Origin of the sequence: Mesorhizobium sp. B3-1-9, assembly GCF_006439595.1 — a bacterium.
GTDB lineage: Bacteria > Pseudomonadota > Alphaproteobacteria > Rhizobiales > Rhizobiaceae > Mesorhizobium.
Map to the genome: position 1 here is coordinate 13,263 of NZ_VFTJ01000023.1, position 25,789 is coordinate 39,051.

The window sequence follows — 25,789 nt, forward strand, 5'->3', positions numbered from 1 at the left end:
ATCCCGATCCGGAGGACGGCGCGGCCAGCCGCGCCGTCCGGTTCAAGCGACCATCACTTGGCCTGCGGCAGCACGAGCCAGTCCGGCGTCTCGACCTTCCAGGCGCCGGCCTCGAGCTTCATCACCTTGGTGGCCTGCATCGGCGAATGCGTCTTGGCGGTGCCGAAGACGTAAGGCGAGCCGGCGAGCGGGTTGGTGAGCGGCTGCATGTCGTGCAGCGCCTTGGCAACGCTTTCGCGCGTGACCTCGCCGTCGATCGAAGCGACCACCTTGAGGAACAGCTCCGCGGCGAGATAGCCGCCCTGCGAGAAGGCGGTGAGCGGCCGGTTCGCCTTCTGCATGTCGGCAATCCATTGCGCGTTGGCGGCCGAGTTCTTCTCGGTGTAGGGCTCCCACTCGGTGCCGACATAGATCGGCTGCTTGGTGTCGGCCAGCGCCTTGGCGACCTGCTCGGTATAGCCGGGCGCCAGGAAGAGCCAGTTGATGCCGGTGATCTTCTGGGCATCGACGGTCTTGATCAGCTGCACCACCTGCGGCTCGACCTGGTTGGTCAGCACAGCGTCGCAGCCGGCGTCGCGCGCCTTGATGACATAAGGCGTCAGATCGCCCTGGAAGGGCAGCGTCAGATCGATCAGGTGGATCTTCTGGCCGCTGATCTTTTCCCAGTTCACGATCGCCTTCTTGTAAGCCTCCTGGGTGCCACCGATGATGATGAAGAAGGCGCAAAGCTTCTTCGTCTTCAATTCGTTGGTGGCGTAGTAGGCCATCGCCGTCGACAGCGTGTAAGGGCCGACATTGACGGGCGCGACATTGGGCGAGGAGAAGCAGGCGGCGTCGACGCCGAGACCCTGCACCGAAAGGATCTTCTTGCGGCTGTAGGTGGCGGAGTTGACCGCGCAGTCGAGCAGGCTGGCCGAACCGACCAGCGCTACCGCCTCCTTGTTGTCGATCAGGTCGCGCGCGGCTTGCGCGGCGACCGCCGGGTCTGCCTTGTCGTCGGCGATGGTGTAGTCGATCTTGCAGCCATTGATACCGCCGGCGGCATTGACCGCATCGAAGGCGGCCTGGGTCGCCTTCGGCACTTCGGAGAAATCGGCCGGGCCGGTGACAGTCGACACGGCGCCGACCTTGATGGCGCCATCCTTGCAGGTTGGGCCGGCGGCGGACGCAGTGCCGGCCATGGCGGCAAGGCCGATGCCGGCAAATGCCGCTGCGAGCAGTCTCGATTTCCAATCCATGTTTTCAGTCTCCCATTTTTGTCATGCGTTATTCGTTTCAGGCGGCAGCCAGCGCCGGCGCGGCAATGCTGGCGGCGTCGATGGCGGCGAATTTCACCAGCGTGCGGGCGATGGTCTCGCGCTCGATGTCGCGGACGATGAACATCAGCCGGGTGCGGCGGTCCGCCGACGGCCAGCGGTCGAGCCGCGCCGGCGGATGAAAGACATGCTGCACGCCGTGGAGCACCAGTGGCTGCTCCGGCTCGTCCGTGGTGCGCACGATGCCCTTAAAGCGCAGCAGGTCCTCGCCCTTCAGCGCCGCGACATAGTCCAGCCAGCGGGCGAAAGCGGCCCACTCGACTGGCTTGTCGATGATGAAGCTGAAGGACCGGATGCCGTGGTGTGTGTCGCGATGATGATCGTGACCATGGTGGCAATCAGCTCCGCACTCATGGTCGTGGTGATCAGCCGCTTCGAGCCGCGCGGCGATGCGGTTCACATCCGCCGCAACATCGGTGGGCAGGCTCTTCAGCAGATCGAGTTCGACTTCGCCGTTGCGGGCAACGGTTTGCTCGACGGTCGGGGCCAAATGCTCCAGCTGGTGCTGCAACCCGCCGAGTGCCTCGTTCGAGACGAGATCGGTCTTGGTGATCAGCAGCCGGTCGGCGACGGCGACTTGCTTGGCGGCTTCCGGATGACGGTGAAGCGTCGCCGCGCCATTCACCGCATCGACGGTGGTGACGACACCACCGATGCGAAAGCGAGCCGTGAGCTCAGCTTCGGCCATCAGCGTGTGCAGGATCGACGCCGGGTCGGCAAGACCTGTGGTCTCAATGATCACTTGGCTGAGCGGTGGCGTTTCGCCGTTCCGGCTCCTGCGGTCGAGCTCCTTCAGCGTGGCGACGAGATCGCCGCGCACGGTGCAGCAGATGCAGCCATTGTCGAGCAGCGTGAACTGCTCCTCGCTGGCCTCGATCAACAGATGGTCGAGCCCGACGGCGCCGAACTCGTTGACGATGACGGCGGCGCCGGCAAGCGAGGGCTGGCGCAGCAGGCGGTTGAGCACCGTCGTCTTGCCGCTGCCGAGGAAGCCGGTGAGGATTGTCACTGGTATGCTCGTGTCGCTCGAAGTATCAGGCGCGCTCATAGACCACCCTCCCCTCGAACCAGGTCGTCAGCACTTTTGTGTCGGCGAGGTCCTCGGCCGGCGTCTTCAGCACGTTGCGGTCGAGCACGATGAGATCGGCCGATTTACCGATCTCGATCGAGCCGACGGTCTCGGCGAGACCGATGGCGCGGGCCGAATTGATGGTGAAGATTTCGAGCGCGGTAGCGATATCGATCGCCTGCTCCGGCCAAAGCGACGCGCCCGGAAATTCGCCACTCGGGTTGCGGCGCGTCACCAGGCCTTCGATGCCATCCCACGGATCGGGGTTCGGCATCACCGGCCAGTCAGAGCCGCCGGCCAGCAGCGCACCGGCGGCGAGCAGGTCCTTGTTCGGCCAGAAGCGCAGTGCCCGCGCCTCGCCCATGGTCTGCTTATGGCCTTCGAGGAAGCTCGTCGGATACCACAGGAAAGGCGAAAGGTCGGCGACGACGCCAAGCTCGGCGAAGCGGGCGATATCGTCCGGCGCGATGTAGCTCGCATGTGCGATGTGATGCTTCAGCTTGGTCGGCCCATTGAAGGAGCGTGCGACGTCGATCGCGTCCAATGCCTGGCTGACCGCGGCATCGCCGGCGCAGTGGATCTTTACCCCGAGCCCGAGTTTCTCGCATTTGCCGATCCAGCGGATCAGCTCCGGCACGGTGACGATGGTCGAGCCGCGGAAGCAGCAGCCCAGCACCGGGTCCTTGGTGTAGGGCTCGTGAAAAGCGGCGGTGCGCGCACCCGGCACACCGTCGAGGAAGATCTTGACGAAATCCGGCTTCGCGTGAACGCCGCGATATTGCTCACGCAGCGCGATCAGCTCGTCGCCGGCAATGCCGAACATGAAGGAGGGCTCGACGGCCGGCATGGCCGACACCGACCAGGCGGTCAGCTCGCCGCGATCGTCGAGGCCTTTCAGCGCCGCGAGGATCGGCTGCATGGCGGCGGCGTCGAGGAATGCGGTGACGCCGTAGGAGTTGAGCGTCGCGATCGAGCGCGCCATCGCGGCGCGGTCCATTTCCTCGGTGTAGTGGCCGGATTGCGCGATGGTTCGCTCGACGATGCCGGCGGCGGATTCGATCATCATGCCGGTCAGCGCGCCGGTCGCCGGATCGCGGCCGATGGACCCCTTCTCCGGATCGGGCGACGACGCGGAAAGGCCAGCCAAGCCAAGCGCCTGCGAATTGATCCAGCGGTTGTGATAGGTATCGTCGCGCAGCATCACCGGCCGGCCTTGGCTCACCCGGTCGAGCGCCGCCAGCGCCTCCAGCCGGTTGAGTTTCGGCAACAGATCGCTCCCCCATTGTCCGCCGATGATCCAGGAGCCTTCCGGCGCCTTGGCCGCCGCCTCGCCGACGCGCGTGATCAGCGTCTCGAAGCTTGCGGTCGGCGGGAAGCGCAGCTCGAAAAGCTCGGCTTGGCCGCCCATCATCAGATGCGCATGCACGTCGACGATGCCAGGCATCATCATCGCGCCCTTGAGGTCGACGACACGAGTGGCAGCGCCTGTCAGCGCGGCGACGTCAGCGCCCTCGCCGACCGCGACGATGCGGCCGCCCTTGACGGCGACGGCCGAGGCCCAGGGCCGCTTGCGGTCGAGCGTGTAGATGCGGCCATTGGTGAAAACCAGGTCGGCGCTTCTGTCGGGCATTCTGTCTCCTCCTCTCCGCTAACCGCACCCTCATGCTGGCGAGCGAGCAAGTTTCAATTCACGTCACACCGCCCTGTTCTGTGTCGGGGCGCGGCCGCCGCCATCCGCCACCAGCACCGCACCGGTGACGAAGGACGCTTCGTCCGACGCAAGGAACAGGCAGCAGGAGGCGATCTCTTCAGGCTCGGCGACGCGGCGCAGCGCGATGCGGTTGGTCAGCGCCTTGAATTCTTTTTCGAGAGTCGAGCCGTTGGCGCTTGCTGCCACCTTCATCTCGTAGACGCTCATCGGCGTGCGCACCCAGCCGGGCGCTACCGCGTTGGCGCGGATGCCGTCGACGCCGTGCGCGAACGCGAGCGAGCGGGTGTAGGAGACGAGCGCCGCCTTGCTCGCCGAATAGGCGGCGTTCTGGCCGCTGGCGTTGAAGGCTCCGACCGAGGCGATGTTGACGATCGCGCCGCCGCGCGCCTTGAGTAGCGGCAGCGCGGCGCGGCAGACCATCATCGAGCCGGTGACGTTGACGGCGAAGCTCTTGGTCCAGGTCTCGTCGCTCAGCGTCTCAGGCTCGTCGAGGATCATAACTCCGGCGGCGTTGACGACGATGTCGAGACGCCCGTCGCAGGCATCGATGGCCTGAGCGATATCGTTGGCATCGGTGATGTCGCCGCGCACGGCGGTGCCGCTGCTGGCCTCGGCCGCCTCCTCCAGCACCTCGCCACCATGCCCGAAGGCGACGACCCTGGCGCCCTCTCGCCCGAACAGCTCGGCGGTGGCGCGACCCATGCCGGTGGCGGCGCCGGTAACCAGGGCCGTGCGGCCTTCGAGGCGGCGGCTCATGCCAGCCCCCAGTGCCGCTCCACGGCGTAGCCGGTCTCCGGCAGGGTCGAGCCGCCGTCGACGACGATGGTCTGGCCCGTGGTGTATTTCGCTTGGCTCGAAGCGAGGTAGAGCATCGCGTAGGCGATGTCGTCCGCCTCGCCGAGACGGCCCATTGGAATGAATTGGCCTAGGCGGTCCGCCACCTCCGGCTTGCTCATCGTGCCGCGGCCGGGCTTGGCGATAAACCCCGGCGCGACGCCGTTGACGGTGATGCCGTCGCGCGCGAATTCGAAGGCGGCGCCACGGATGAAGGCGTTGACGCCGGCCTTGGCGGCCGAATAGTGCGCGCCGCCGGCCATGGCAACGCGCGCCGAAACCGACGAGGTGACCAGGATGCGGCCGAAACGGTTGGCGCGCATTGCGGGCGCCGCCGCCTGCGCCAGCCAGAAACAGGCTTTCAGGTTGATAGCCAGCGCCTCTTCGAGCTTGTCCTCATCGAGCTCCTCGACCGAGGCCCAGGGGCAGCCGCCGGCATTGTGGACGACGATGTCGAGCCGGGCGGCCTCGCGCGCGACATTGCCGACAAGTGTGTGAAGCGCGGCGCGGTCGAGCCCGGGAAGCGCAACGGCGCGTGCGGACAGGCCGCGCGCGGAGAGCTCCGCGGCAAGCGCCTCGGCGACATCGAGCGTTCGGTTGGCAATGATCACCGAGGCGCCGGCCTCGGCAAAGCGCGTGACGATGGCGGCACCGATGCCGCGCCCGCCGCCGGTCACCAGCGCCACCCTGCCCGTGAGATCGAACGGGGTCGCCATCGTTCAGGCGACGCCCGAGCCACGGACGAGATCGACGAAGCGGCCGAAGACCTCCGTATGGCGATCGACATCGGCCGGCAACGTCGCCGGGCACATCAGGAACATGGTGTGGAAGGGCGTCACCAGTATGCCTTCGTTCATATAGAAGGCATGCAGCAGCGTCTCGAGGTCGCCGCGCCGGCCGGCGATAACGTCGGCGCCGCTGCGCGGCGGGTTCGGCATGAACATGATCTCGGCGCGGGCGCCGGTCTGCGTCACGTGCCAGGGCAACTTGTTCACGGCGATGATTTTGCTCGCGGCTTCGGCAAGGCGCGTGGCGTTGGCGATCATCCGCTCGAAATTGGCCGGCGTGAGCACTTCTTCCAGCACCGCGCGCATGGTGGCGACGGTGAGCGCGTTGCCGGCCAGCGTGCCGCCGATGCCGAGATGCGCCGACTGGCGCACGCGCGGGTTGACCATCGGCACGATCTTCCAAAGCCGCTCGGCAATCTCCCGCGAGACGCCGAAGATGCCGGCCGGAATGCCGCCGGCGATCGCCTTGCCGGCGACCAGCATGTCCGGCTCCAGACCGTGCAGCGCGGTGTAGCCGCCGGGCCCGCTGGAGATAGTGTGCGTCTCGTCGATGATCAGCACCGTGCCGGTGCGGCGCGTGATCTCGCGCAGTGCGGTGTGAAAACCCTCGGCGACCGGGATCATGCCGAAATTGGTCATCAGCGGCTCGGTCAGCACGCAGGCGACGTCGCCATGCGACAGCACTTCTTCGAGCGCCGCGACGTCATTGAACTCGACCACCCTGGAGACGGCCGAATGATCGACGCCGTTCGGGTGGATCATGTTGCGCATGCCGATCTTGCCGTCGCGGATCTCGACATGCGCCTCCTCGACGCCGCCGTGATAACAGCCGGAGAAGACCAGAACTTTCGGGCGCCCGGTGATCATCCGCGCGATGCGGATGGCGCCGCGATTGGCGTCGGTGGCCGAGGTTGTCAGCGTCCAGTAAGGCAGGCCGAAGCGGCGCGCCAGCTCGGCGCCGACCCAGAGGCTGTCCTCGGTGGGCAGCATCATCGTCGTGCCGTTCTGCAATTGGTGGATTGCCGCGCGCGTCACCGCTTCGGGCGCATGGCCGCACATGCCGCCGGTGTCGCCAAGCGCGAAATCGACATAGTCGTGGCCGTCGATGTCGGTGATATGCGCGCCACGGGCCGAGGCGGCATAGACCGGGAAACCGCCGGCCCAGCGACGCATCCAGTGCGACGGCCCGCCATAGAGGAAATGCGTCTTGCCCTCTTCCCAGGCCGCCGCCGAGCGCGGATGCGTGTCGAGGAACCGCGCCTGCTCGCGGTCGAGCAGGTCTTCGATCGTTGCTGATTGCAAAGCGGTCTTGCTGGCGGCCGTCACGGCGCTGAACTCTCCCTGGCGCGCCAAATTCCGGGGCGCGTAGCCATTCCCTGTCGGTTCACTATTTGAACCAGTGTTTTGTATGTTATAGACACACTTAAGGCAGGAAGGGCGCCTGTCAAGTTAATTCACATGCGAAGTATCTTGGAGAATGCGCGATGAGCACGGTGGGCAAGGCGGTGTCGCTGCTGGAGCTGTTCACGCTGCACGAACCGGAGATCGGCCTCTCCGACCTTGCGCGCCGCGCCGGCCTCGATAAGGCCACCGCCAGGCGGCTTCTGATGGCGCTTGCCGCGCACCGGCTGATCGAGCAGGAGCCGCGCAGCCGCCGCTACCGGCTGGGCGCCGGCCTGTCGCGGCTGGCGCGCATCCGCGACGCGCATTTTCCCTTCGTGCGGCTGGCCGCGCCGGTCATCCGCGAGCTGTCGCTCGAAACCGGCGAGACGGTGCATCTGTCCGAGTTCAGCGCCGGCGCGCTGCTTACGCTGCATGTCGAGCTGTCGGCCAAGGCCAACCGCGTCAATGTCGATGTCGGCCAGGTGCTGCCGCTGCACGGCACGGCCTCGGGCATCGCGTTCCTCGCCGCCTCACGCCTGGAAGCGGTCGGCGCCTATCTGGAAAAGCCGCTGCAGGCCTTCACCTCGTTCACGATGACGCAGCCGGACGACCTGGTGAAAGCCATCGCGCTTGCCGCTTCACGCGGCTATTCGCGCAGCGCCCAGGGCTATGAGGAAGGCGTGCACAGCATTGGCGCGGCCATCCGCGGCGCCGACGGCCAGCCGATCGGCACGCTGGCCGTGGCCTCGCCCGTCTCGCGCATCGACGATGCGACAGCGGCCGGACAAGGCGAGGCGGCGGTCAGGGCAGCCAGGCTTATCTCGGCGCGGCTGACCGGCGAGGTGTGAGGCGCTCCACCGGCGCTCAAAGCCACGGACTTTTGCTTTGAGGCATTTTTAGCCTACGCGTTTCGCTTGTGAACATCGTTCATTTTTCTCTTGAACGCCGTTCACGATGTGCTATGGTGCAGCCGTGAACAACGTTCAAAGCGATGTATCCAGCCTGAAACAGACCGGCGCCGATCCGGCTTAACGCCGAAACGAAAGGATCATATCGATGCTCGCCGACAGCCAAGCCCGCAAACAGTCAAGTGCCTGGAAGGCCTGGAGACCGATCATGGACGACGGATTCCAGGCGCCAAGAACAAGAAACAAATGGATTGGATTGAACCGCAATAACGAAGTTTAACCGCTTCCCGATAAACCAGGCTCAAACCGCGCAAGTGCCCGCTCAGTCCAATCGGATTGCCAGCCGGACTTGCCCAATGGAAGTTGCCATGAACACCCATCTGATGATGTCGCGGCGCTTCGCGCCTCTCTTCTGGACGCAATTCCTCTCGGCCTTCAACGACAATTTCCTGAAGAACACGCTGGTGTTCCTCATTCTCTTCACGCTGGCGAAGGATCAGGCCGCGTCGCTGGTGACGCTGGCGGGCGCTGTCTTCATGGCGCCGTTCCTTTTGCTTTCGGCGCTGGGCGGCGAGATCGCCGACCGCTTCGACAAGGCGCTGATCGCGCGCCGCCTGAAATTCACCGAGATCGCCGCGGCCGCCGTCGCCGTCGTCGGCATCGCGCTGTCCTCGATCCCGGTGCTGATGACGGCACTCTTGATGTTCGGCATCATCTCGGCGCTGTTCGGGCCGATCAAATACGGCATCCTGCCGGATCACCTGGAGCGCAGGGAACTGCCCAAGGCCAACGCCTGGATCGAGTCGGCGACCTTCGCCGCGATCCTGGGCGGCACCATCGCCGGCGGCGTCGTCTCCGCCGACGGCATTGGGGTCGCGGTGTTCGGACCGATCATGATGGCTTTGGCCGTCGGCTGCTGGCTGGTCAGCCGCTACATCCCCGCCACCGGTTCGGCCGCACCCAACCTCACCATCGACAAGAACATCCTCCGCTCGACCTGGCGGCAGGTCGCGGAACTGCGCACCGACATGCGCATCTGGCGCGCCGGCCTGATGACCTCGTGGTTCTGGCTGGTCGGCGCGATCGTGCTTTCGATCCTGCCGACGCTGATCAAGGATTCTCTCGGCGGCAACGAGATCGCGGTCACAGCCTATCTCGCCGTGTTCGCCGTCTCGATCGCTATCGGCTCGGCGATCGCCGCCTGGATGTCGCAAGGGCGCATGGTGCTGTTGCCGGCTCCGGTTGGCACGGCGCTGATGGCGCTGTTCGGCCTGCATCTCGCATGGACCATCGGCAGCATGCAGCCTTCGCCAACAGCCGCTAGCCTTTCGGCCTTCTTCGCCGGCCCCAACACCATCCGCGTCGCCATCGACCTCGCCGGCATGGCGATCGCCGCCGCCTTCCTGGTGGTGCCGACCTTCGCCGCCGTGCAGGCCTGGTCGCCCGAGGCGCGCCGCGCCCGTGTCGTCGCGGCGGTCAGCATCGTCAATGCCGGCTTCATGACCGCCGGCGGCATCCTCGTCGCGGCCATTCAGGCCGCCGGCGTCTCCATCGCGGGTATCCTGTTCGGCCTCGTCGTCGCCAACGCCGTCGCCGCCTGGCTGATGCTGAAATACCTGCCGACCAACCCGTTCCGCGACTTCGTCTCCATCCTCTTCCGCGCCTTCCTGCGCCTGGAGGTGGAGGGCATCGAGAACCTCAAGGCGGCCGGCAAGGCGCCGATCCTGGCGCTCAACCATGTCAGCTTCCTCGACGGCCCGCTGGCGCTGACGCTGACCGACGAGGAGCCGGTCTTCGCCATCGACTACACGATCGCCCAGGCCTGGTGGATGAAGCCGTTCATGAAGCTTGCCCGCGCGCTGCCGCTCAATCCGGCGAAGCCGATGTCGACCCGCACCCTGATCAAGATCGTGCAGGGCGGCGATCCGTTGGTCATCTTCCCGGAGGGACGCATCACCGTCACCGGCGGCCTGATGAAGGTCTATGACGGCGCCGCCATGGTTGCCGACAAGACCGGCTCGATGGTGGTGCCGGTGCGCATCGACGGGCTGGAGAAGAGCTACTTCTCGCGGCTCTCCTCGCAGCATGTGCGCCGCCGCCTGTTCCCGAAGGTCAAGGTGACCATCCTGGAGCCGGTGAAGCTCGAAGTGCCGCAGGAACTGAAGGGCCGCCAGCGCCGCGCCGCAGCGGGCTCCGCGCTCTACCAGGTGATGTCGGACCTGGTCTTCCGCACCCAGGACATCGACAAGACCGTTCTGGAGAAGATCATCGAGACGGCCAACGAGCGCGGCATGAAAGAACTCGCCGTGCAGGATCCGGTCACCGGTTCGCTGAGCTACGGCAAGCTGCTCACCGCCGCCGCCGTGCTCGGCGAGAAGTTCGAGCATCTCTATGCCGGACAGCAGACGCTGGGCATCATGCTGCCCAACGCCAACGGCGCCTGCGCGGCACTTCTCGGCGTCATGTCGGCCGGCAAGGTTCCGGCGATGATCAACTTCACCGCGGGTGCCGCGAACATCCTGTCGGCCTGCAAGGCGGCCGAGGTGCGCACCGTGCTCACCTCCCGCGCCTTCGTCGAACAGGCAAAGCTCGGGCCGATGGTCGAGGAGATCGGCCGCTCGGTCGACATCGTCTGGCTCGACGATCTGCGGGCCACGATCGGTCTCAAGGACAAGCTGCTCGGCCTGTTGCGCAAGGCGACGCCGCGGGTGGCGCGCAAAGCGGACGATCCGGCGGCGATCCTGTTCACCTCGGGCTCGGAAGGCACGCCGAAGGGCGTGGTGCTCACCCATCGCAACATCCTGGCCAATGCCGCCCAGGCCGCCTCGCGCATCGACTTCCATTCGGGCGACAAGGTGTTCAACGTGCTGCCGATCTTCCACTCCTTCGGCATGACGGCGGGCACGGTGCTGCCGCTGATCTCCGGCGTACCGGTCTATTTCTACCCCTCGCCGCTGCACTACCGCATCGTGCCCGAGCTGATCTATGCCTCGAACGCGACGATCATCTTCGGCACCGACACCTTCCTGTCCGGCTATGCCCGCACGGCACACCCCTACGACTTCCGTTCGGTGCGCTACTGCTTCGCCGGCGCCGAGCCGGTGAAGGCCGCGACGCGCCAGACCTATATGGAGAAGTTCGGCCTGCGCATCCTGGAAGGCTACGGCGTGACCGAAACCGCGCCGGTGATCGCCATCAACACGCCGATGTACAACAAGTCGGGCAGCGTCGGCAAAATCATGCCCGGCATGGAGTACCGCCTCGAGCCGGTGCCCGGCGTCGACGAAGGCGGCCGGCTGTTCGTGCGCGGCCCGAACGTCATGGCCGGCTACCTGCGCGCCGAGAACCCCGGCGTGATCGAACCGCTGAAGGACGGCTGGCACGACACCGGCGACGTCGTCACCGTCGACGATGCGGGCTTCATCTCAATCCGCGGCCGCGCCAAGCGCTTCGCCAAGATCGCCGGCGAGATGGTCTCTCTTGCCGCGGTCGAGGCGCTGGCCGGGGAACTCTGGAAAGGCTCGCTGTCGGCCGTCGCCACGCTGCCGGACGCTCGCAAGGGCGAAAAGCTGATCCTCATCACCGAGGCGCCGAAAGCCACCCGCGCGGACTTCCTCGCCTTCGCCAAGGCGAACGGCGCCATGGACCTGATGGTGCCGGCCGAAGTGCGCGTCGTGCCGAAGGTGCCGGTGCTCGGCTCCGGCAAGCTCGACTTCGCCGGGGTGACCAGGATGGTACGCGGCGCGGAAGAGCTGAAGGTCAAGGCCGCCTAAGGCGGACATGCGGACAGGCCGGTGCGAAACACCGGCCTGTTCATTGCCAATCTCCGCCGTGGCGTCTCAATCCCGCCTTCGAGGGCGAGTGCATGACGGTGGAACGCTTCGTCTGGGACCGACGGCTGGAGCGCAGCAAGGAGCAACTGCTCTCCCTGCCCGCACTTCGGCCTCGATCTCCGAAATCGCCTTTGCCTGCGGCTTCAATTCCAGCCCGCATTTTTCGCGGGCGTTCAAGAGCAAGTATGACGTCGCGCCGCGGGGGGTGCGGGAGCGGGTGCACGGTGGTGCATTGACGCTCCCAGACCGATCGGCTCAGGCCGCGTATCTCGCCATCACCGGCTGCCTCGACCACTGCGTGTACCAGGTGTCGAACAGCTTGAGCTGCTGCTCGGCATAGCCGCGCTGGCTGTCGCTCAGCGCATCCGTCTCGTTGAAGTGCAGCCTGTATTCGGGGCCACCCTTCAGCACCATCATGTGTTTGAAATAGAGCACAAGGTCCGGTCCCTCGTCGAAAGAGGACAGCACGGCCAACGCCGCGTCCAGTTCCTGCGCCAGCCGGCGCGCTTCGGCATCGCCCTTGGCCGCCGCCTGGCTGAGGCCGACGAGATGCAGCACTTCCTTGGGCAGGACATTGCCGATGCCGGTGATGGCGCCGGACGCGCCGCAATTGACGAAACCGTGGAAGACGGCGGTGTCGACGCCGATCATCAGCGCGACCTCATCGTCCCGGCTGGTGATGTTTTCCGCCGCGTAGCGCAGATCCGACGGCCCGCCGAACTCCTTGAAGCCGACGAGGTTCGAATGCTCGGCGCGCAACGCGAAGAAGAGATCGGCGCGCGTGGCAAAGCCGTAATAGGGGCTGTTGTAGATGACGGCCGGCAGGTCGGGGGCAGCGGCAAGGATCGCCTTGAAGTGGTGACGCTGCGCCGTCACCGATGGCCCGCGCGACAGAACGCGCGGGATCACCATCAGGCCCCGCGCGCCGACCTTTTGCGCGTGGGCGGCATGGGCCACGGCGCTGGCGGTGTTGATCGCGCCGGTGCCGACGATCACCGGAACGCCCGCCTTGACTAGGCGCTCGACGCCTTCCATGCGTTGCGCGTCGGTCAAGAGCGGCCAGTCGCCCATGGAGCCGCAATAGACGACCGCCGACATGCCGGCGGCGATCAGCTCGCGCCCCTTGCGCACCAGCGCGTCGAAGTCGGGAAGGCGGTCATCGGTGCAAGGCGTCATCAGCGCCGGCATGCAGCCGGAAAAAACATTGGCGGTCATTTCGAAGTCTCCTTGAGGCAGGCATGCAGATTGACCAGTTTGGCCCGGCGCGGCACCGCTTGCCAAGTGGATAGTCGAGGTTCATGCGCGCTCAGCATGGGTACGATCGTGGCCATTTGTTCTCAGGCACTCCGCTCAGAGCGCTACCCACGCCGTCTTGAGGTCGGTGTATTTCTCGATGGCGTGGAGCGACTTGTCGCGACCGAAGCCGGACTGCTTGAAGCCGCCGAGTGGCACGGTGATGTCGGCGCCGCCATAGGTGTTGACATGGACGACGCCGGCATTGATGGCGCGCACCATGCGGTGCGCGGTCGACAGGTTCGAGGTCCACACCGCCGACGCAAGACCATAGACGGTCGCGTTGGCGAGGCGCACCGCTTCTTCCTCGGTCTCGAAGCGCGTGACGCCGAGCACCGGCCCGAACACTTCCTCGCGGGCGAGCTGCATTTTCTCGGTCACGTTCTCGAAGATCGTCGGCGCCATATAGCTGCCGCCGGTTTCCGCCAGGATGCGTTCGCCGCCAGTGACGAGACGGGCGCCCTCCTCCGAAGCCTTGGCGACGAAGCCGAGATTCTTGGTCAGTTGCTCGGCGCTCGACACCGCGCCGACATCGGAGCCGAGATCGAGCGGATCGCCGACCTTCAGCTTCGTGGTGGCCTTGAGCAATTCGTCCATGAAGCGGTCGTAGACCGAGGCCTGGACCAGCAGGCGCGAACCGGCGACGCAGACCTGTCCGGAATTGCGGAAGATGCCGTTGGCCGAGACGACCGCCGCCTGTTTCAGGTCCGGCGCATCGGCAAAGACGATGTTGGGCGACTTGCCGCCAAGCTCGAGGAAGACGCGCTTGAGGTTCGAGCGCGCGGAATATTCGAGCAGGCGGCGGCCGACAGGCCCGGAGCCGGTGAAGGCGATGGCGTCGACATCCATATGCAGGCCTAGCGCCTCGCCCGCGACCGAGCCGCGGCCAGTGACGACATTGAAGACGCCCTCGGGCAAGCCGGCCTCGGCGGCAAGCTCCGCTAGGCGCAGCAAGGTGAGCGAGGCGATCTCCGGCGGCTTGACGACGATGGCGTTGCCGGCGGCCAGGGCCGGTGCAATCTTCCAGGCGCCGATCATCAGTGGGAAGTTCCACGGCACGATGACGCCGACGACGCCGAGCGGCTCCTTGTGGATCAATCCAAGGACATTGTCAGCGGTCGGCGCGATCTCGCCATAGACCTTGTCGATCGCTTCGGCATAGTAGCGGATGGTCCCGGCGGCCGACAGCGGCTCGGCCTTGTAGGCCATGCCGATCTCGGTGCCATTGTCGCGCACGCCGAGCACGGCAAGCTCCAGCGCGCGCTTTTCGACCAATTCGGCGAATTTCGTCAGCACCTTCTTGCGAAAAGACGGCGCCGCGCGTGACCAGGAGCCCTTGGCAAACGCCTTGCGCGCCGAAGCGACGGCGCGGTCGACATCGGCGGCGGCACCGTCGGCAATGCTTGCGAAGGGGCGGCCGTCGATCGGCGAAATCACCTGCAGACTGCCGCCGCTTTGCGCGTCCACCGGAGTTCCATCGATGAACAGGCGCCGCGCGCCGACCTCCGTCTTGCGCAGCGTGTCGATGGTGTCCTGGCTGATCATTCTCAATTTGCTCCAAATTCTACATGAAGTGCCGCCGGCGCGCGGAACTCCCAGCCGCGGAACACCGGCTCCTTGCCCGGCACCAGCCTGAGATCCGGAAAACGCTCCAGCAGCAACCTTAGCGCCAGGCACATCTGCTCGCGCGCGAAGAAGCGGCCCGAGCAGAAATGATGGCCGAAGCCGAAGGCGGCGTGGTTGCCCTCGTTGCGATGGATATCGAAGCTGTCGGGATCGGTGAAGCGACTTTCGTCGCGGCTGGCCGAGGAGACGAGCGCCGCAACGGGAGCTCCGGCGGGAATCGTCGCCCCGCCGATCTCCACGGCACGGGTCGTTTCACGCGTCTGCGTGCCGATCGGCGCCACCCAGCGCAAGCCCTCGTCCACTGCTCTGGGCACGAAGGTTTCAGGATCGTCGAGCACCTGCCGCAACTGCTCAGGGTTCGTCAGCAGGCCGACGAGGATGGAGCCGGCGCCGTGGCCAGGCTCCTGCATGCCTCCGAGCAAGATGACCTTGATGGTCGGCATCAGGAAATCGATCGAACGGGTCGAGCCGTCAGGCATGCCGTCATGCAGCATATGCGAGAGCGCCGAGTCGTCGGGCTCGCGGATCAGCCGCTCGAGCGTTGGCCGGACGGCGGCGCCGACCTCGGCGCTGATCGCGTCGGCGGTTTCCTGCCGCTTCGGATCGTTCTCGAAATTGATGGCGCCCTGGGCAAGGCCATAGAACCAGCGCCGCAAGGTCGGCATGTCGACGTCGGCAAGCCCGAGCGAGCGCGCCAGGCTCAGCGTCGACACCGGCTCGAAATAGTCGGCCATCAGTTCTGCCGAGCCGTGCGCGGCAATTCTGTCGAGATAGGGTTCGGCGATCGCGCGCACGAGATCGCCGGCATAGGAGGCGACGGTGCGGGGCCGGTATTTCGGATCGACGCCCTGGCGCAGTTGCTTATGCGTCTCACCGTCGGTGGTCAGGATGGTCGGCTTGCCGAAAGAGCGCTCGACCGGCGAGGTGCCGACAGCCGCCGAGAAGATGTCGGGCGACTTGGCGACGGTCTCGACGTCCTTCCAGCGGGTGACGAACCAGAGATTGACCGCCGGCACGAAAGCGACCGGCGCGTTGCGCCTGAGCTCGGCGTAGATCGGATAGGGGTCGGCTTCCAGCGCCTCGACCGTGATACCATCGGTAAAGCTCATGCCGCTGCTCCCGCTCCGTTAAGGCGGGGCGGCGCGGACGCCGCCCCTTGTCCATCAATCACCTGCCCATCAATCGCCGAGCGGCTTGCCGAGGCTTTCGAAGGCAACCGGATCGCGGTTCTTCAAGGCACCTGCCAAGAACAGTCCGACCACGGCCGCGATCAGCACCAGCGCCGGCAGGAATACGCCGAGGAAGCCACCGGCGCCCGACAGGCTGCCGAAATTGATGACGATCAGGTAGATGATGATGGCAAAGGCGATGAAGGTCAGCGCTGGCAGGATCGTGGTCTTCAGCCCGTTCTCCTGGTTGGACGGGTTGGCGCGGAAGTACATCACGACGGCGAGCGAGGCCACCGCCATCATGACGATGACGCCGAGCGTGGCGACGTTGGTGAGCCACGAGAACAGCGCCAGCACCGGGTCGAGGCCGAGCACCGCGAACAGCCCGATAACGACGGCCGCGAGCACGGTCTGGATCACCGAGGCGACATGCGGGCTCTGATGCGCCGAATGCGTCACGCCGATCGACTGCGGCAGGAGCTTTTCGCGGCCGGCGACGTAGATGTAGCGGGCGACCGCGTTGTGGAAGGCGAGCACGCCGGCGAACAGGCTGGAGACGAAGAGGATGCTCATGGCGTGGGTGAGCAGCGTTCCGGCGTAGCGGTCGGAGAGGCCGAATAGGAAGGTGGTCGGATCCTGCAAAGCCTGCAGCGACGGCAACAGCTTGTCGACGCCGGCGCCTACCGCCATCAGCCAGGCGGTGATCATATAGAACAGGCCGATCAGGATGACGGAGAAATAGGTGGCGCGCGGAATGGTGACCTTCGGGTCGCGCGCCTCCTCGGCATAGATCGTGGTCGCCTCGAAGCCGATGAAGGCGGCAAAGCAGAACAGGATGGCGATGGCCGGCGCGCCGCTGGCGATCTGGCTCCAGCTGAAGGGCGCCGCCGACAGGCCGCTGTCGCCGCCGGTCTTGAGGATGGTGAGGTCGAGGATCAGCACGACGACGTATTCGGCAAGCACCAGCACCGTCAGGATCTTGGCCGACAGGTCGACCTGCCGGTAGCCGAGCACGGCGACGATGGCGATGGCAATGAAGCTCCACACCCACCAGGGCAGATTGATGCCCCAGCCGGCGAACAGCCCTGCGGTGGCCGCGCCCAGCAGGCCCATGACGCCGATCTGCATGGCGTTGTAGGAGAGGATCGCGATCAGCGCGACGGCGCCGCCGGCGAGGCCGCCCAGTCCACGCGCGGCGTAGGCGTAGAAGGCGCCGGCATTGCCGATGTGGCGCGACATGGCGACATAGCCAACCGCGAACAGGAGCAGCAACAGCGTCACGATCAGATAGGTGCCGGCAAAGCCGGCGCCGTTACCCATCAGCATGCCGAGCGGCGTGCCGCCGGCAACGGCCGTGAGCGGTGCGGCGGCCGAAATCACCATGAAGGTGATGGCGCCGACGCCAAGGCTGTTCTTCCTCAGCCGGTTCACTTCTCCGGCTTCAAGTGTGGTCATTTTTCCCTCCATTCCGCATTGCGGAAACCAAGTGTCCCTGAGATGCCGAGGGCCTTCTGAGAGGGCCAATGCGCATTTCATTATTTGCAACGGCATTTCGATATTAGACTTGCAAAGGAATCGACTTGCTGTCAAGTTAATTCGCACGTTAAGTATCTGACGGAGGATCGGACACGCGATGAGCACGGTGGCCAAAGCCATTTCGCTGCTGGAGGTGCTGGGCGGCGGCGCGCCCGAGGCGGCGCTTGCCGACCTTGCCAAGGGCGCCGGCTTCGACAAGGCGACGACGCGCCGGCTGCTGGTTTCGCTCATTGCGCAAGGGCTGGTCGAGCAGGACGAGGCGACGCGCCTCTACCGGCTAGGAGCCGGCCTGACGCGGCTGGCGCTGATGCGCGAGGCGCAGTTTCCGTTCCTGCGCATGGCCGTGCCGGTGGTCGAGATGCTGGCCGCCGAGACCGGCGAGACGGCGCATCTCTCGGAATATTCGAAGCGCGGCCTGATCACCGTCCAGGTCATCGAATCGGCCAAGGCCAATCGTGTCAGCGTGCAACTCGGCGACGTGCTGCCGATGCATGCGACGGCGTCCGGCATCGCATTCCTGGCTTTCACCGAGGAGCGCATCCGCGAGGCCATCCTTGCCGGACCGATGCCGGCTTTCACGCCCTTCACCATCGGCGATGCAAACACTTTGGCCGAACAAGTCGCCGCCACCCGCGCGCGCGGGCATTCCATCGGCGCGCAGGGTTTCGAGGAGGGCGTGATGAGCGTCGCCGCCCCGGTTCTCGGCACCGACGGCTACGCCATCGGCGCCATCGCGGTGGCGGCGCCGAGAGTGCGCACCCAAAAGGCCGACATCGAGCGGCTTGGCGTCAGCGTGACCGCCGCGGGTCGCGAGATCGGCGAGCGGCTGTTCGGCCGGCTGGCCGGCCAAAAGCGGGCCTGACAACCAACGAGAGACTGCAGGGAGACTGATGTGGAGGAGAAACGCCGAATCCTGGTTATCGGCACCGGCGACACCAAGGCCGACGAGCTTCTGTTCATGCGCGAGCGCATCGAGGCCGTCGGCGGCGTTGCCGTGATGATGGACGTCAGCGTGCTTGGCGACCCGCCCTACAAGCCGGAGCATGACAAGCATGCGATGGCGCGCGCGGCGGACACCACCATCGAGGCGATCATCGCCAGCGGCGACGAGAATACCGCGATGACGCTGATGGCGCTTGGCGCCTCGCGGCTTGCGCGCTCGCTGCACGACAGGGGCGAAATCGACGGCTTCATCGCACTGGGCGGCTCGATGGGCACCGACCTTGCACTCGACGTCGCGCTGGCGCTGCCGCTCGGCGTGCCGAAATTCGTCGTCTCGACGATCGCCTATTCGCATCTCGTGCCGCCGGAGCGCATCGCCACCGACCTGATGATGATCCTGTGGGCCGGCGGCCTCTACGGGCTCAACAGCGCCTGCAAGGCGGTGCTGTCGCAGGCCAGCGGCGCCATCGTCGGCGCCGCGCGGGCTGTCGTCAAACCCGATATGTCGCGGCCGAAGGTCGGCATGAGCTCGCTGGGCAAAAGCTGCCTGCAATATATGGTGACGCTGAAGCCTGAGCTGGAAAAGCGCGGCTATGAGGTCATCGTCTTCCACACCACCGGCATGGGCGGGCGGGCGCTGGAGGCGATCGCCGCGCAGAAGGGCTTCGTCGCGGTGCTCGATTTCAGCCTGCAGGAGCTTGCCAACCAGCTTACCGGCTCGGTGGTGAATTCGGGCACCGACCGGCTGGAGAATGCCGGGCGGCAAGGCATCCCGCAGATCGTCGCGCCCGGCGCCATCGACATGGTGGATTTCCCGACCTGGCAGGCGGTGCCGTCGCGCTTCACGGAACGGCCGTACCACGCGCATAACCGCCTGCTTGCCTCGGTCACCTCCGACGGCGCGACACGCCGGGAGATCGCGCGCGCCATCGGCGACAAGCTCGCCGCGGCGACCGGTCCGACCGCCTTCATCCTGCCCGCCGGCGGCATCCAGCAATGGGACCAGCAAGGCGAGCCGCTCTACGAGCCGGAAGCGCTGTCGGCCTTCGTCGAGGAGATGAGGGCGCGCGTGCCGGACAATGCCGAGCTGCATGAGATCGTCGGGCATATCAACGACGACGCCTTCAGCGCCAAGGCGCTGGAAATCTTCGACCGCTGGGTGGCGGAAGGCATCGTTCCCCCCGGCGTGACCGGCAGGCGCGTGGCATGAGCCTGGTGAAGCCGCGGGCGCTGGTGTTGGACTTCGGCGGCGTGGTCACCCGCACCTTGTTCGAGACGCATGCGCTGACCGAGCAGGCGCTCGGGCTCAAGCCCGGCACGCTCGGTTGGCGCGGACCATTCGACCCGCTTTCCGATGCGCTGTGGCGCTCGATGCAGGCCGACGAGATCAGCGAACGCGACTACTGGAAAGCGCGTACGCGCGAAGTCGGCCAATTGGTCGGAGAAGACTGGCAGGACATGCAAACCTTCGTGCAGCGGGCGCGCGGAGCGGAGCCGGAAAAAGTGGTGCGACCGGAGGCCGACCAGGCCATCCGCACGGCGCATGCCGCCGGTGTCCGCCTCGCCATCCTGTCGAACGAGCTCGACCTGTTCTATGGCGCTGATTTTCGCCAGCGCCTGCCGCTGCTTTCGCTTTTCGAGACGATCGTCGATGCGACCTATACGAAAATCCTCAAGCCCGATGCCCGCGCCTATGCGATGGTCGGCGAAGCGGTGCGGCTGCCGCTTGCGGCCTGCGTCTTCGTCGACGACCAGAAGCGCAATGTCGACGGTGCGATTGCCGCCGGCATGCCGACCGTTCATTTCGACGTCGCCCGACCGGCGCAAAGCTATGCCGAGGCGCTCAGCCATTTCGGCCTGACGCTCTCCTGATTGCAAAACCGGAGTTCCTCCCGATGCGTGACATCAACTTCCTCACCGAAAACAACGCCAAGCCGATCTGGCATCCGATGGCGCATCCGGCCGAAATGCGGGCGAGCCCGCCGAAGATCATCATGAAGGGCGAAGGCGTTTCGGTGACCGACGCCGAGGGCCGCACGGTGCTCGACGCCGTCGGCGGCCTCTGGAACGTCAACCTCGGCTACAGCTGCGATTCGATCAAGAAGGCGATGACGGGACAGCTCGACGCGCTCCCCTATTACTCAGGCTTTCGCGGCACCTCGACCGGGCCATCGATCGAGCTCGCTTACGAGCTGACCCAGTGGTTCGCGCCGGAGGGCATGGCGCGCGCCTTCTTCACCTCGGGCGGCTCGGACTCGGTCGAGACGGCGCTGCGGCTCGCGCGGCAATATTGGAAGATCCGCGGCCAGGGCGACCGCACGAAATTCCTGGCGTTGAAGAAGGGCTATCACGGCACGCATTTCGGCGGCGCCTCGGTCAACGGCAATGCCAATTTCCGGCGCAACTACGAACCGCTGCTGCCCGGCGTCTTCCACACGCCGGCGCCGTGGACATACCGCAACCCGTTCGACGAGACCGACCCGGCGAAGCTTGCGAAACTCTGCGCGCGGGCGATCGAGGAAGAGATCGCCTTTCAGGGCGCCGATACGATCGCCGCCTTCATCATGGAACCGGTGCTCGGCGCCGGCGGCGTCATCGTCCCACATGACAGCTTCATGCCGATGGTGCGGGCGATCTGCGACCGCCACGACATCCTGTTGATCGCCGACGAGGTGGTGACCGGCTTCGGCCGCACCGGCGCCTGGTCAGGCTCGCGACTCTCCAGCACGAAGCCGGATTTCATGACCATCGCCAAGGCGATCACATCAGGCTATTTCCCGCTCGGCGCGACATTGATCGGCGCCAAGGTCGCCGACGTCTTCGAGGCCGACAAGACGAGCTTCGGCGCGATCGGCCACGGCTATACCTATTCCGGCCACCCGGTCGGCTGCGCGGCCGGCCTGGCGGCTCTGGCCGAGACGAAGCGGCTGGCCGTCAACGAGAATGCCGCCGCGCGCGGCGTCGAGCTCGGCAAGGCGCTGGAGGCACTGAAGGCGAAGCACAAGCTGGTCGGCGATGTCCGCTATCAGGGCCTGATGGCGGCCCTCGAACTGGTCTCGGACCGCGCCGCCAAGAAGCCGGTCGACAAGAAGACGATGGCCGCCGTCGCGGACGGAGCTTATGGCGCGGGCGTCATGCTGCGCGTCTCCGGCAACAACATCATCCTGTCGCCGCCGCTGATCATAACCGCCGCCGATGTGGCAAGGATTGCCGAGGGGCTGGATGCGGGGCTGGCCGCTGCCGCGGCCTAGGGAATAGGGCTTGGGCAGTAGGGAATAGAGTAGAGAAAGGCCTACTGCCTACTGCCTACTGCCTACTGCCTGCAATCTCGCTTTGCGCCACGCCGCCGGCGACACGCCAACCGCCTGCCGAAAGAAGCGCGAGAAATAGGCGGGATCGTTGAAGCCGGTTTCGTAGGCGACGTCCTCGACCGTGCGGATGGTGAAGAGCAGCAGGCGCTTGGCCTCGACCAGACGTCTTTCGCCGATCGCCTGACGCACGCCCGAGCCCAGCACCTGATGCGCCGCCTTGTCGAGCAGATGGCGCGTGGTGCCGAGCTCCGCGACATAGCGCTCGACCGGCCAGTCATCGCGAAAATGCCGGTCGATCAGCCGCCTGAGCCGGCCGCCGAGAGCCACCACGGCCGGGACGGTCACCGCATGCGACTGGGCGTCGAGACGGGCGATGTGCGACAATGCCACCGCGATCAGCGGCGGCAGGATCTTTTCCGCGCCGGCTTGGGCCTCGACATATTCGGTCTGGATCATCTTGATGGTGTCGGTAAGCCGCTCCCAAGGCGCCGCGTCACCTCGCCCGGTCACGAAAACCGGCTGATCAAGCTGGAGGGCCGAGTGCTCGGCGATGGCCGCGAGCGCAGCGTCCGCGACCGAGACGACGATGGCGTCGGTGCCTAGCTCGATGTCGAACCCATGCACGACGCCGCTCGGCATGAAGCTGACCGTCGGTGCCGAAAAACTCCAGGTCTTGTCCTCGATCCGATAGACGCCCTGCCCGCTCGTCCAGAAGGTGATCTGCGCCATTTGCGGATGTTTGTGCGCCAGAACCCGGCCGCGGTGCACGGAAGCGCGGGCTTGCACGGTCTCGACATGCAGGAAGCCGACGTCGAGCGCCCGCGCCGGCTCGCCGTAGACGAAGAATTCCGGGATGGCGGTCTGGCTCATGAGACGCTCGAAAAAGTCCAATCGGTTTTGCGCTTTCGTCCATAAACCATCCGGCGGCTTGCGGCTACTCTCCAACAATCCAAGGGAGGATCATGATGCGATCGGAAGAATTCCGGGCCGACAATTCGCGGCCGTTCACGGGCACCGAATATCTGGCGAGCCTGCGCGACGGGCGCGAGGTCTACATCAATGGCGAACGGGTGGCCGATGTCACCAGCCATCCGGCAATGCGCAATTCGGTGCGTTCGCTGGCCCGCCTCTACGACGCGCTGCACGATCCGAACCAGCAGCCTGTGCTGACCTCGCCGACCGATACCGGCTCGGGCGGCTACACCCACAAATATTTCCGCGTCGCCCATTCCCCTGCCGATCTTGCCGCGCAGCAAAGCGCGATCGCGCATTGGGCGCGCATGACCTATGGCTGGATGGGTCGCACCGCCGACTACAAGGCGGCGCTGATGAACACGCTCGGCGCCAATGCCGAATGGTACGGCCCGTTCAAGGACAATGCGCGCGCCTGGCACAAGCGGGCCCAGGAGGCGGTCCTGTTCATGAACCACGCCATCGTCAACCCGCCGATCGATCGCCACAAGCCGGCCGAGCAGGTGAAGGACGTGTTCGTGCACATCACCAAGGAGAACGACGCCGGCATCTGGGTGTCCGGCGCCAAGGTGGTGGCGACGTCGTCGGCGCTCACCCACTACAATTTCCTGGCGCAGAGCTCGGCGACAGTGACGGAAGATCCATCGCTGTCGGTGATGTTCATCGTGCCGATGAATGCGCCTGGCATAAAGATGTTCTGCCGTGTCTCCTATGAGCAGACGGCCAACACAGTCGGCCATCCCTTCGACTATCCGCTGTCGTCGCGCTTCGACGAGAACGACGCGATCCTGGTGCTCGACAACGTCTTCATCCCCTGGGAGGACGTGCTGGTGCTGCGCGATGCGCAGAAGATCCTGTCCTTCCATCCGGCGTCGGGCTTCATGCATGGCTATTGCTTCCAGGGCTGCACGCGCTTCGCCGTCAAGCTCGACTTCCTCGCCGGACTGCTCGCCAAGGCGCTGCGGGCGACAGGCGGCGATGCCTTTCGCGGCAACCAGGCGGCGCTCGGCGAGGTGATTGCGCTGCGCCACATGTTCTGGAGCTTTTCCAATGCGATGGCGCACAATCCGATACCGTGGGCGAACGGCGCGGTGCTGCCCAATCTCGAGGCCGCGCTCGCCTACCGGACCTTCATGTCGGAAGCGTATCCGCGCGTCATCGACACGGTGCGCCGGGTGATCGCCTCGGGGCTGATCTATCTGCCGTCCTCGGCGCGCGACTTCGACAATCCCGAGATCGACCGCTATCTCGCGCAATATGTGCGCGGCTCCGACGACATGGGCCATGTCGAGCGCATCAAGATCATGAAGCTGTTATGGGACGCGACCGGCACCGAATTCGGCGGCCGCCACGCGCTCTACGAGCTCAACTATGCAGGTGCGCCGGAAGAGGTGCGGCTGCAGGTGCTGAAGGGCGCCGAGCGCGGGGGCCGGCTGAAGCAGATGGAGGAACTGGTCGACCAATGCATGGCCGACTATGACGAAAAGGGCTGGACCGGCGACACCTGGCTGCCGCCGATTGCCGCCCAGCCCAACTGACGGGGCCGGCGATGGAAGCGGCCATGACAACACAAGTCGCGAGGCTGGAATTCCGCGAGGCCATGGCGCGGGTCTGCGCGCCGGTCAACATCGTCACCACGGACGGTCCGGCCGGGCGCGGCGGCTTCACCGCGACCGCCATGTGCAGCGTCTCCGACGATCCGCCGACGCTGCTGGTCTGCATGAACGAGCGTTCGGCGCAGACCGGCATGTTCCTCGCCAACCAACGCTTCTGCGTCAACGTGCTGACCCAATCGCACATGCATCTGGCGGCAAAATTCGCCGGCGCGATCCGCGACATGGCCGAGCGCTATCAAGCCGCGCGCTGGCAGACGATGCCATCCGGCATGCCGGCGCTGCTCGACGCCATCGTCAGCTTCGATTGCGAGATCGGCGCGGTGAACAAGGTCGGCACGCACAACGTGATGTTCGGCCGCGTCGTCGACATTCGCCGCGGCAGCGACGAGGCGGCGCTGCTCTATGTCGGGCGCAACTTCATGCAGCCGAGCGCGGTGGGGAGTTTTGGAGGGTAGGCTTCTCAGCCGTCCACCGACTCCGACTGGATCAGGCTCTCCAGCATGTCGAGCAGGCGCTCGTGCTCTTCGGCGCCGTAGCGCTTCTCGATGGCGTCGTAGATGGCGACCCGCTCGGGCGCCAGTTCCTCGATCAAGGCCACGCCGGCCGGGCTGATGGCGAGCAAGGCGCGGCGGCCGTCATCCTTGACCTTGTTGCGGGTGATGAACTCCCGCTGTTCCATCGCCTTGATGATGCGGGTGAGGCTCGGCGGCAGGATCGAGGCGCGGTTGGCGAGCTCAGTCGCCTCCAGCGGCCCGGTTTCGGCCAGCACGCGCAGCACGCGCCATTGCTGCTCGGTGATATCGTGGCGTGCAAGCATCGGCCGGAAATGCGCCATGATCACTTCGCGGGCGCGAAGCAGAGCCATGGGCAAGGAGCGGCGGGTGCTGGGCGGTAGCAAAATCAGGTCTCCGAAAAATTCCAGACCAGTACGACTCGCAACAAGGATTAGGGCCCGGATCGCAGCTATATCCGCGATTTTGCCGAGAGCGGCAATCCCACCCGGGAGCTGCATCCGCGCAGAGAACGACGCTTGACATTCGGTCGTCAAGATGTAATTCACATGTTAACTACAAGGTGGAGGAAACCTTGCCCCATATGGCGATCGAATATTCGGCCAATCTCGACGCGAAGGTCGACATGGGCGAGCTTTGCGCGCTGGTCTCGCGAACCATTCTCGAAACCGGGCTGTTCGAACCGGGCGCTGTCCGGGTACGAGCCTTCCGCGCCGAAGCCTACGCGATTGCCGACCGGCTGCCGGAGAACGGCTTCATCGACATGAATTTCCGCATCGGCAAGGGCCGCAGCGCGGCGGAAAAGAAGAGCGCCGGCGAGGCGATCTTCGCGACCGTGACGGATCACCTGGCATCGCTGTTTGCCACGCCGCATTTCGCGCTGTCGCTGGAGATCCGTGAGATCGACGCCGAACTGAGCTGGAAGAAGAACGCCATCCATCCGCGCCTGCGTGGCAAGTGATCTAGAACG

The 25,789-nt window shown here is 65.8% G+C and carries 21 protein-coding genes; 9 read left to right on the plus strand and 12 right to left on the minus strand.

Annotated features, from left to right (window positions below; translation table 11 throughout):
* Positions 1–53: 53 nt before the first annotated feature.
* From FJW07_RS27615 to FJW07_RS27640, 6 genes are all read right to left on the minus strand, one after another.
* Positions 54–1,238 (minus strand): ABC transporter substrate-binding protein, encoded by a 1,185-nt coding sequence (locus FJW07_RS27615; protein ID WP_140859459.1) that lies wholly within the window; start codon positions 1,236–1,238, stop codon positions 54–56.
* A gap of 37 nt (positions 1,239–1,275) precedes the next feature.
* Positions 1,276–2,364 (minus strand): GTP-binding protein, encoded by a 1,089-nt coding sequence (locus tag FJW07_RS27620; RefSeq protein ID WP_140859460.1) that lies wholly within the window; start codon positions 2,362–2,364, stop codon positions 1,276–1,278.
* On the minus strand, positions 2,351–4,015 hold the full coding sequence (locus FJW07_RS27625) for an amidohydrolase (protein WP_140859461.1): 1,665 nt from the start codon (positions 4,013–4,015) through the stop codon (positions 2,351–2,353). The genes FJW07_RS27620 and FJW07_RS27625 overlap by 14 nt, the downstream gene beginning before the upstream one ends.
* 63 nt (positions 4,016–4,078) lie before the next feature.
* The gene (locus FJW07_RS27630; RefSeq protein ID WP_140859462.1) at positions 4,079–4,852 is read right to left on the minus strand and encodes an SDR family oxidoreductase; all 774 of its coding nucleotides are present in this window, start codon (positions 4,850–4,852) and stop codon (positions 4,079–4,081) included.
* Positions 4,849–5,646, minus strand: coding sequence for an SDR family oxidoreductase (locus tag FJW07_RS27635; protein ID WP_140859463.1), 798 nt, complete (start codon positions 5,644–5,646; stop codon positions 4,849–4,851). Before FJW07_RS27635 ends, FJW07_RS27630 begins: the two co-directional genes overlap by 4 nt.
* 3 nt (positions 5,647–5,649) lie before the next feature.
* Positions 5,650–7,044 (minus strand): transaminase, encoded by a 1,395-nt coding sequence (locus FJW07_RS27640; RefSeq protein ID WP_246680881.1) that lies wholly within the window; start codon positions 7,042–7,044, stop codon positions 5,650–5,652.
* Between the two features lie 158 nt (positions 7,045–7,202).
* Between FJW07_RS27640 and FJW07_RS27645 the strand changes: the two genes are divergently transcribed.
* Positions 7,203–7,949, plus strand: a complete 747-nt coding sequence (locus FJW07_RS27645) for an IclR family transcriptional regulator (RefSeq protein WP_140859464.1) — start codon at positions 7,203–7,205, stop codon at positions 7,947–7,949.
* Positions 7,950–8,377: 428 nt separating this feature from the next.
* Positions 8,378–11,782: an acyl-[ACP]--phospholipid O-acyltransferase gene (locus FJW07_RS27650; protein ID WP_140859465.1), complete on the plus strand. Its 3,405-nt coding sequence runs from the start codon at positions 8,378–8,380 to the stop codon at positions 11,780–11,782.
* Between the two features lie 315 nt (positions 11,783–12,097).
* Here FJW07_RS27650 and FJW07_RS27660 read toward each other — a convergent pair whose 3' ends face one another.
* The 4 genes from FJW07_RS27660 to FJW07_RS27675 form a co-directional block, all read right to left on the minus strand.
* Entirely contained in the window at positions 12,098–13,057 is a 960-nt protein-coding gene (locus FJW07_RS27660) for a dihydrodipicolinate synthase family protein (RefSeq protein WP_140859467.1), read from the minus strand.
* Between the two features lie 135 nt (positions 13,058–13,192).
* Positions 13,193–14,680: an aldehyde dehydrogenase gene (locus tag FJW07_RS27665; protein ID WP_140859468.1), complete on the minus strand. Its 1,488-nt coding sequence runs from the start codon at positions 14,678–14,680 to the stop codon at positions 13,193–13,195.
* A 2-nt stretch (positions 14,681–14,682) separates the two neighbouring features.
* The gene (locus FJW07_RS27670; RefSeq protein ID WP_140859469.1) at positions 14,683–15,870 is read right to left on the minus strand and encodes a cytochrome P450; all 1,188 of its coding nucleotides are present in this window, start codon (positions 15,868–15,870) and stop codon (positions 14,683–14,685) included.
* Between the two features lie 69 nt (positions 15,871–15,939).
* A complete protein-coding gene (locus FJW07_RS27675; RefSeq protein WP_181182735.1) occupies positions 15,940–17,397 on the minus strand; it encodes an APC family permease in 1,458 nt (485 codons plus the stop codon).
* Between the two features lie 166 nt (positions 17,398–17,563).
* Here FJW07_RS27675 and FJW07_RS27680 point away from each other — a divergent pair, with 166 nt between their 5' ends.
* Genes FJW07_RS27680 through FJW07_RS27695 form a run of 4 tightly spaced genes read left to right on the plus strand, consistent with a single transcriptional unit; the run spans position 17,564 to position 21,659 of the window.
* Positions 17,564–18,328, plus strand: a complete 765-nt coding sequence (locus FJW07_RS27680) for an IclR family transcriptional regulator (RefSeq protein WP_140859471.1) — start codon at positions 17,564–17,566, stop codon at positions 18,326–18,328.
* A 30-nt stretch (positions 18,329–18,358) separates the two neighbouring features.
* Positions 18,359–19,618 carry a Tm-1-like ATP-binding domain-containing protein gene (locus FJW07_RS27685; RefSeq protein ID WP_140859472.1) on the plus strand — a complete coding sequence of 420 codons (1,260 nt, stop codon included), beginning with the start codon at positions 18,359–18,361 and terminating at the stop codon, positions 19,616–19,618.
* Positions 19,615–20,280: an HAD-IA family hydrolase gene (locus tag FJW07_RS27690; RefSeq protein WP_140859473.1), complete on the plus strand. Its 666-nt coding sequence runs from the start codon at positions 19,615–19,617 to the stop codon at positions 20,278–20,280. Before FJW07_RS27685 ends, FJW07_RS27690 begins: the two co-directional genes overlap by 4 nt.
* A gap of 23 nt (positions 20,281–20,303) precedes the next feature.
* A complete protein-coding gene (locus FJW07_RS27695) occupies positions 20,304–21,659 on the plus strand; it encodes an aminotransferase class III-fold pyridoxal phosphate-dependent enzyme (protein ID WP_140859474.1) in 1,356 nt (451 codons plus the stop codon).
* Between the two features lie 48 nt (positions 21,660–21,707).
* On the opposite strand, the gene FJW07_RS27700 is transcribed toward FJW07_RS27695, so the two are convergent.
* Complete coding sequence (locus FJW07_RS27700; RefSeq protein ID WP_140859475.1) at positions 21,708–22,589, minus strand: helix-turn-helix domain-containing protein; 882 nt, start codon at positions 22,587–22,589, stop codon at positions 21,708–21,710.
* A 95-nt stretch (positions 22,590–22,684) separates the two neighbouring features.
* Between FJW07_RS27700 and FJW07_RS27705 the strand changes: the two genes are divergently transcribed.
* The gene (locus FJW07_RS27705) at positions 22,685–24,229 is read left to right on the plus strand and encodes a 4-hydroxyphenylacetate 3-hydroxylase N-terminal domain-containing protein (RefSeq protein WP_140859493.1); all 1,545 of its coding nucleotides are present in this window, start codon (positions 22,685–22,687) and stop codon (positions 24,227–24,229) included.
* Positions 24,230–24,252: 23 nt separating this feature from the next.
* Complete coding sequence (locus tag FJW07_RS27710; protein ID WP_140859476.1) at positions 24,253–24,762, plus strand: flavin reductase; 510 nt, start codon at positions 24,253–24,255, stop codon at positions 24,760–24,762.
* 5 nt (positions 24,763–24,767) lie between these two features.
* On the opposite strand, the gene hpaR is transcribed toward FJW07_RS27710, so the two are convergent.
* Positions 24,768–25,172, minus strand: coding sequence for a homoprotocatechuate degradation operon regulator HpaR (hpaR, locus tag FJW07_RS27715; RefSeq protein WP_246680882.1), 405 nt, complete (start codon positions 25,170–25,172; stop codon positions 24,768–24,770).
* A gap of 221 nt (positions 25,173–25,393) precedes the next feature.
* Here hpaR and FJW07_RS27720 point away from each other — a divergent pair, with 221 nt between their 5' ends.
* Complete coding sequence (locus FJW07_RS27720; protein WP_140859478.1) at positions 25,394–25,780, plus strand: 5-carboxymethyl-2-hydroxymuconate Delta-isomerase; 387 nt, start codon at positions 25,394–25,396, stop codon at positions 25,778–25,780.
* Positions 25,781–25,789 lie beyond the last annotated feature (9 nt).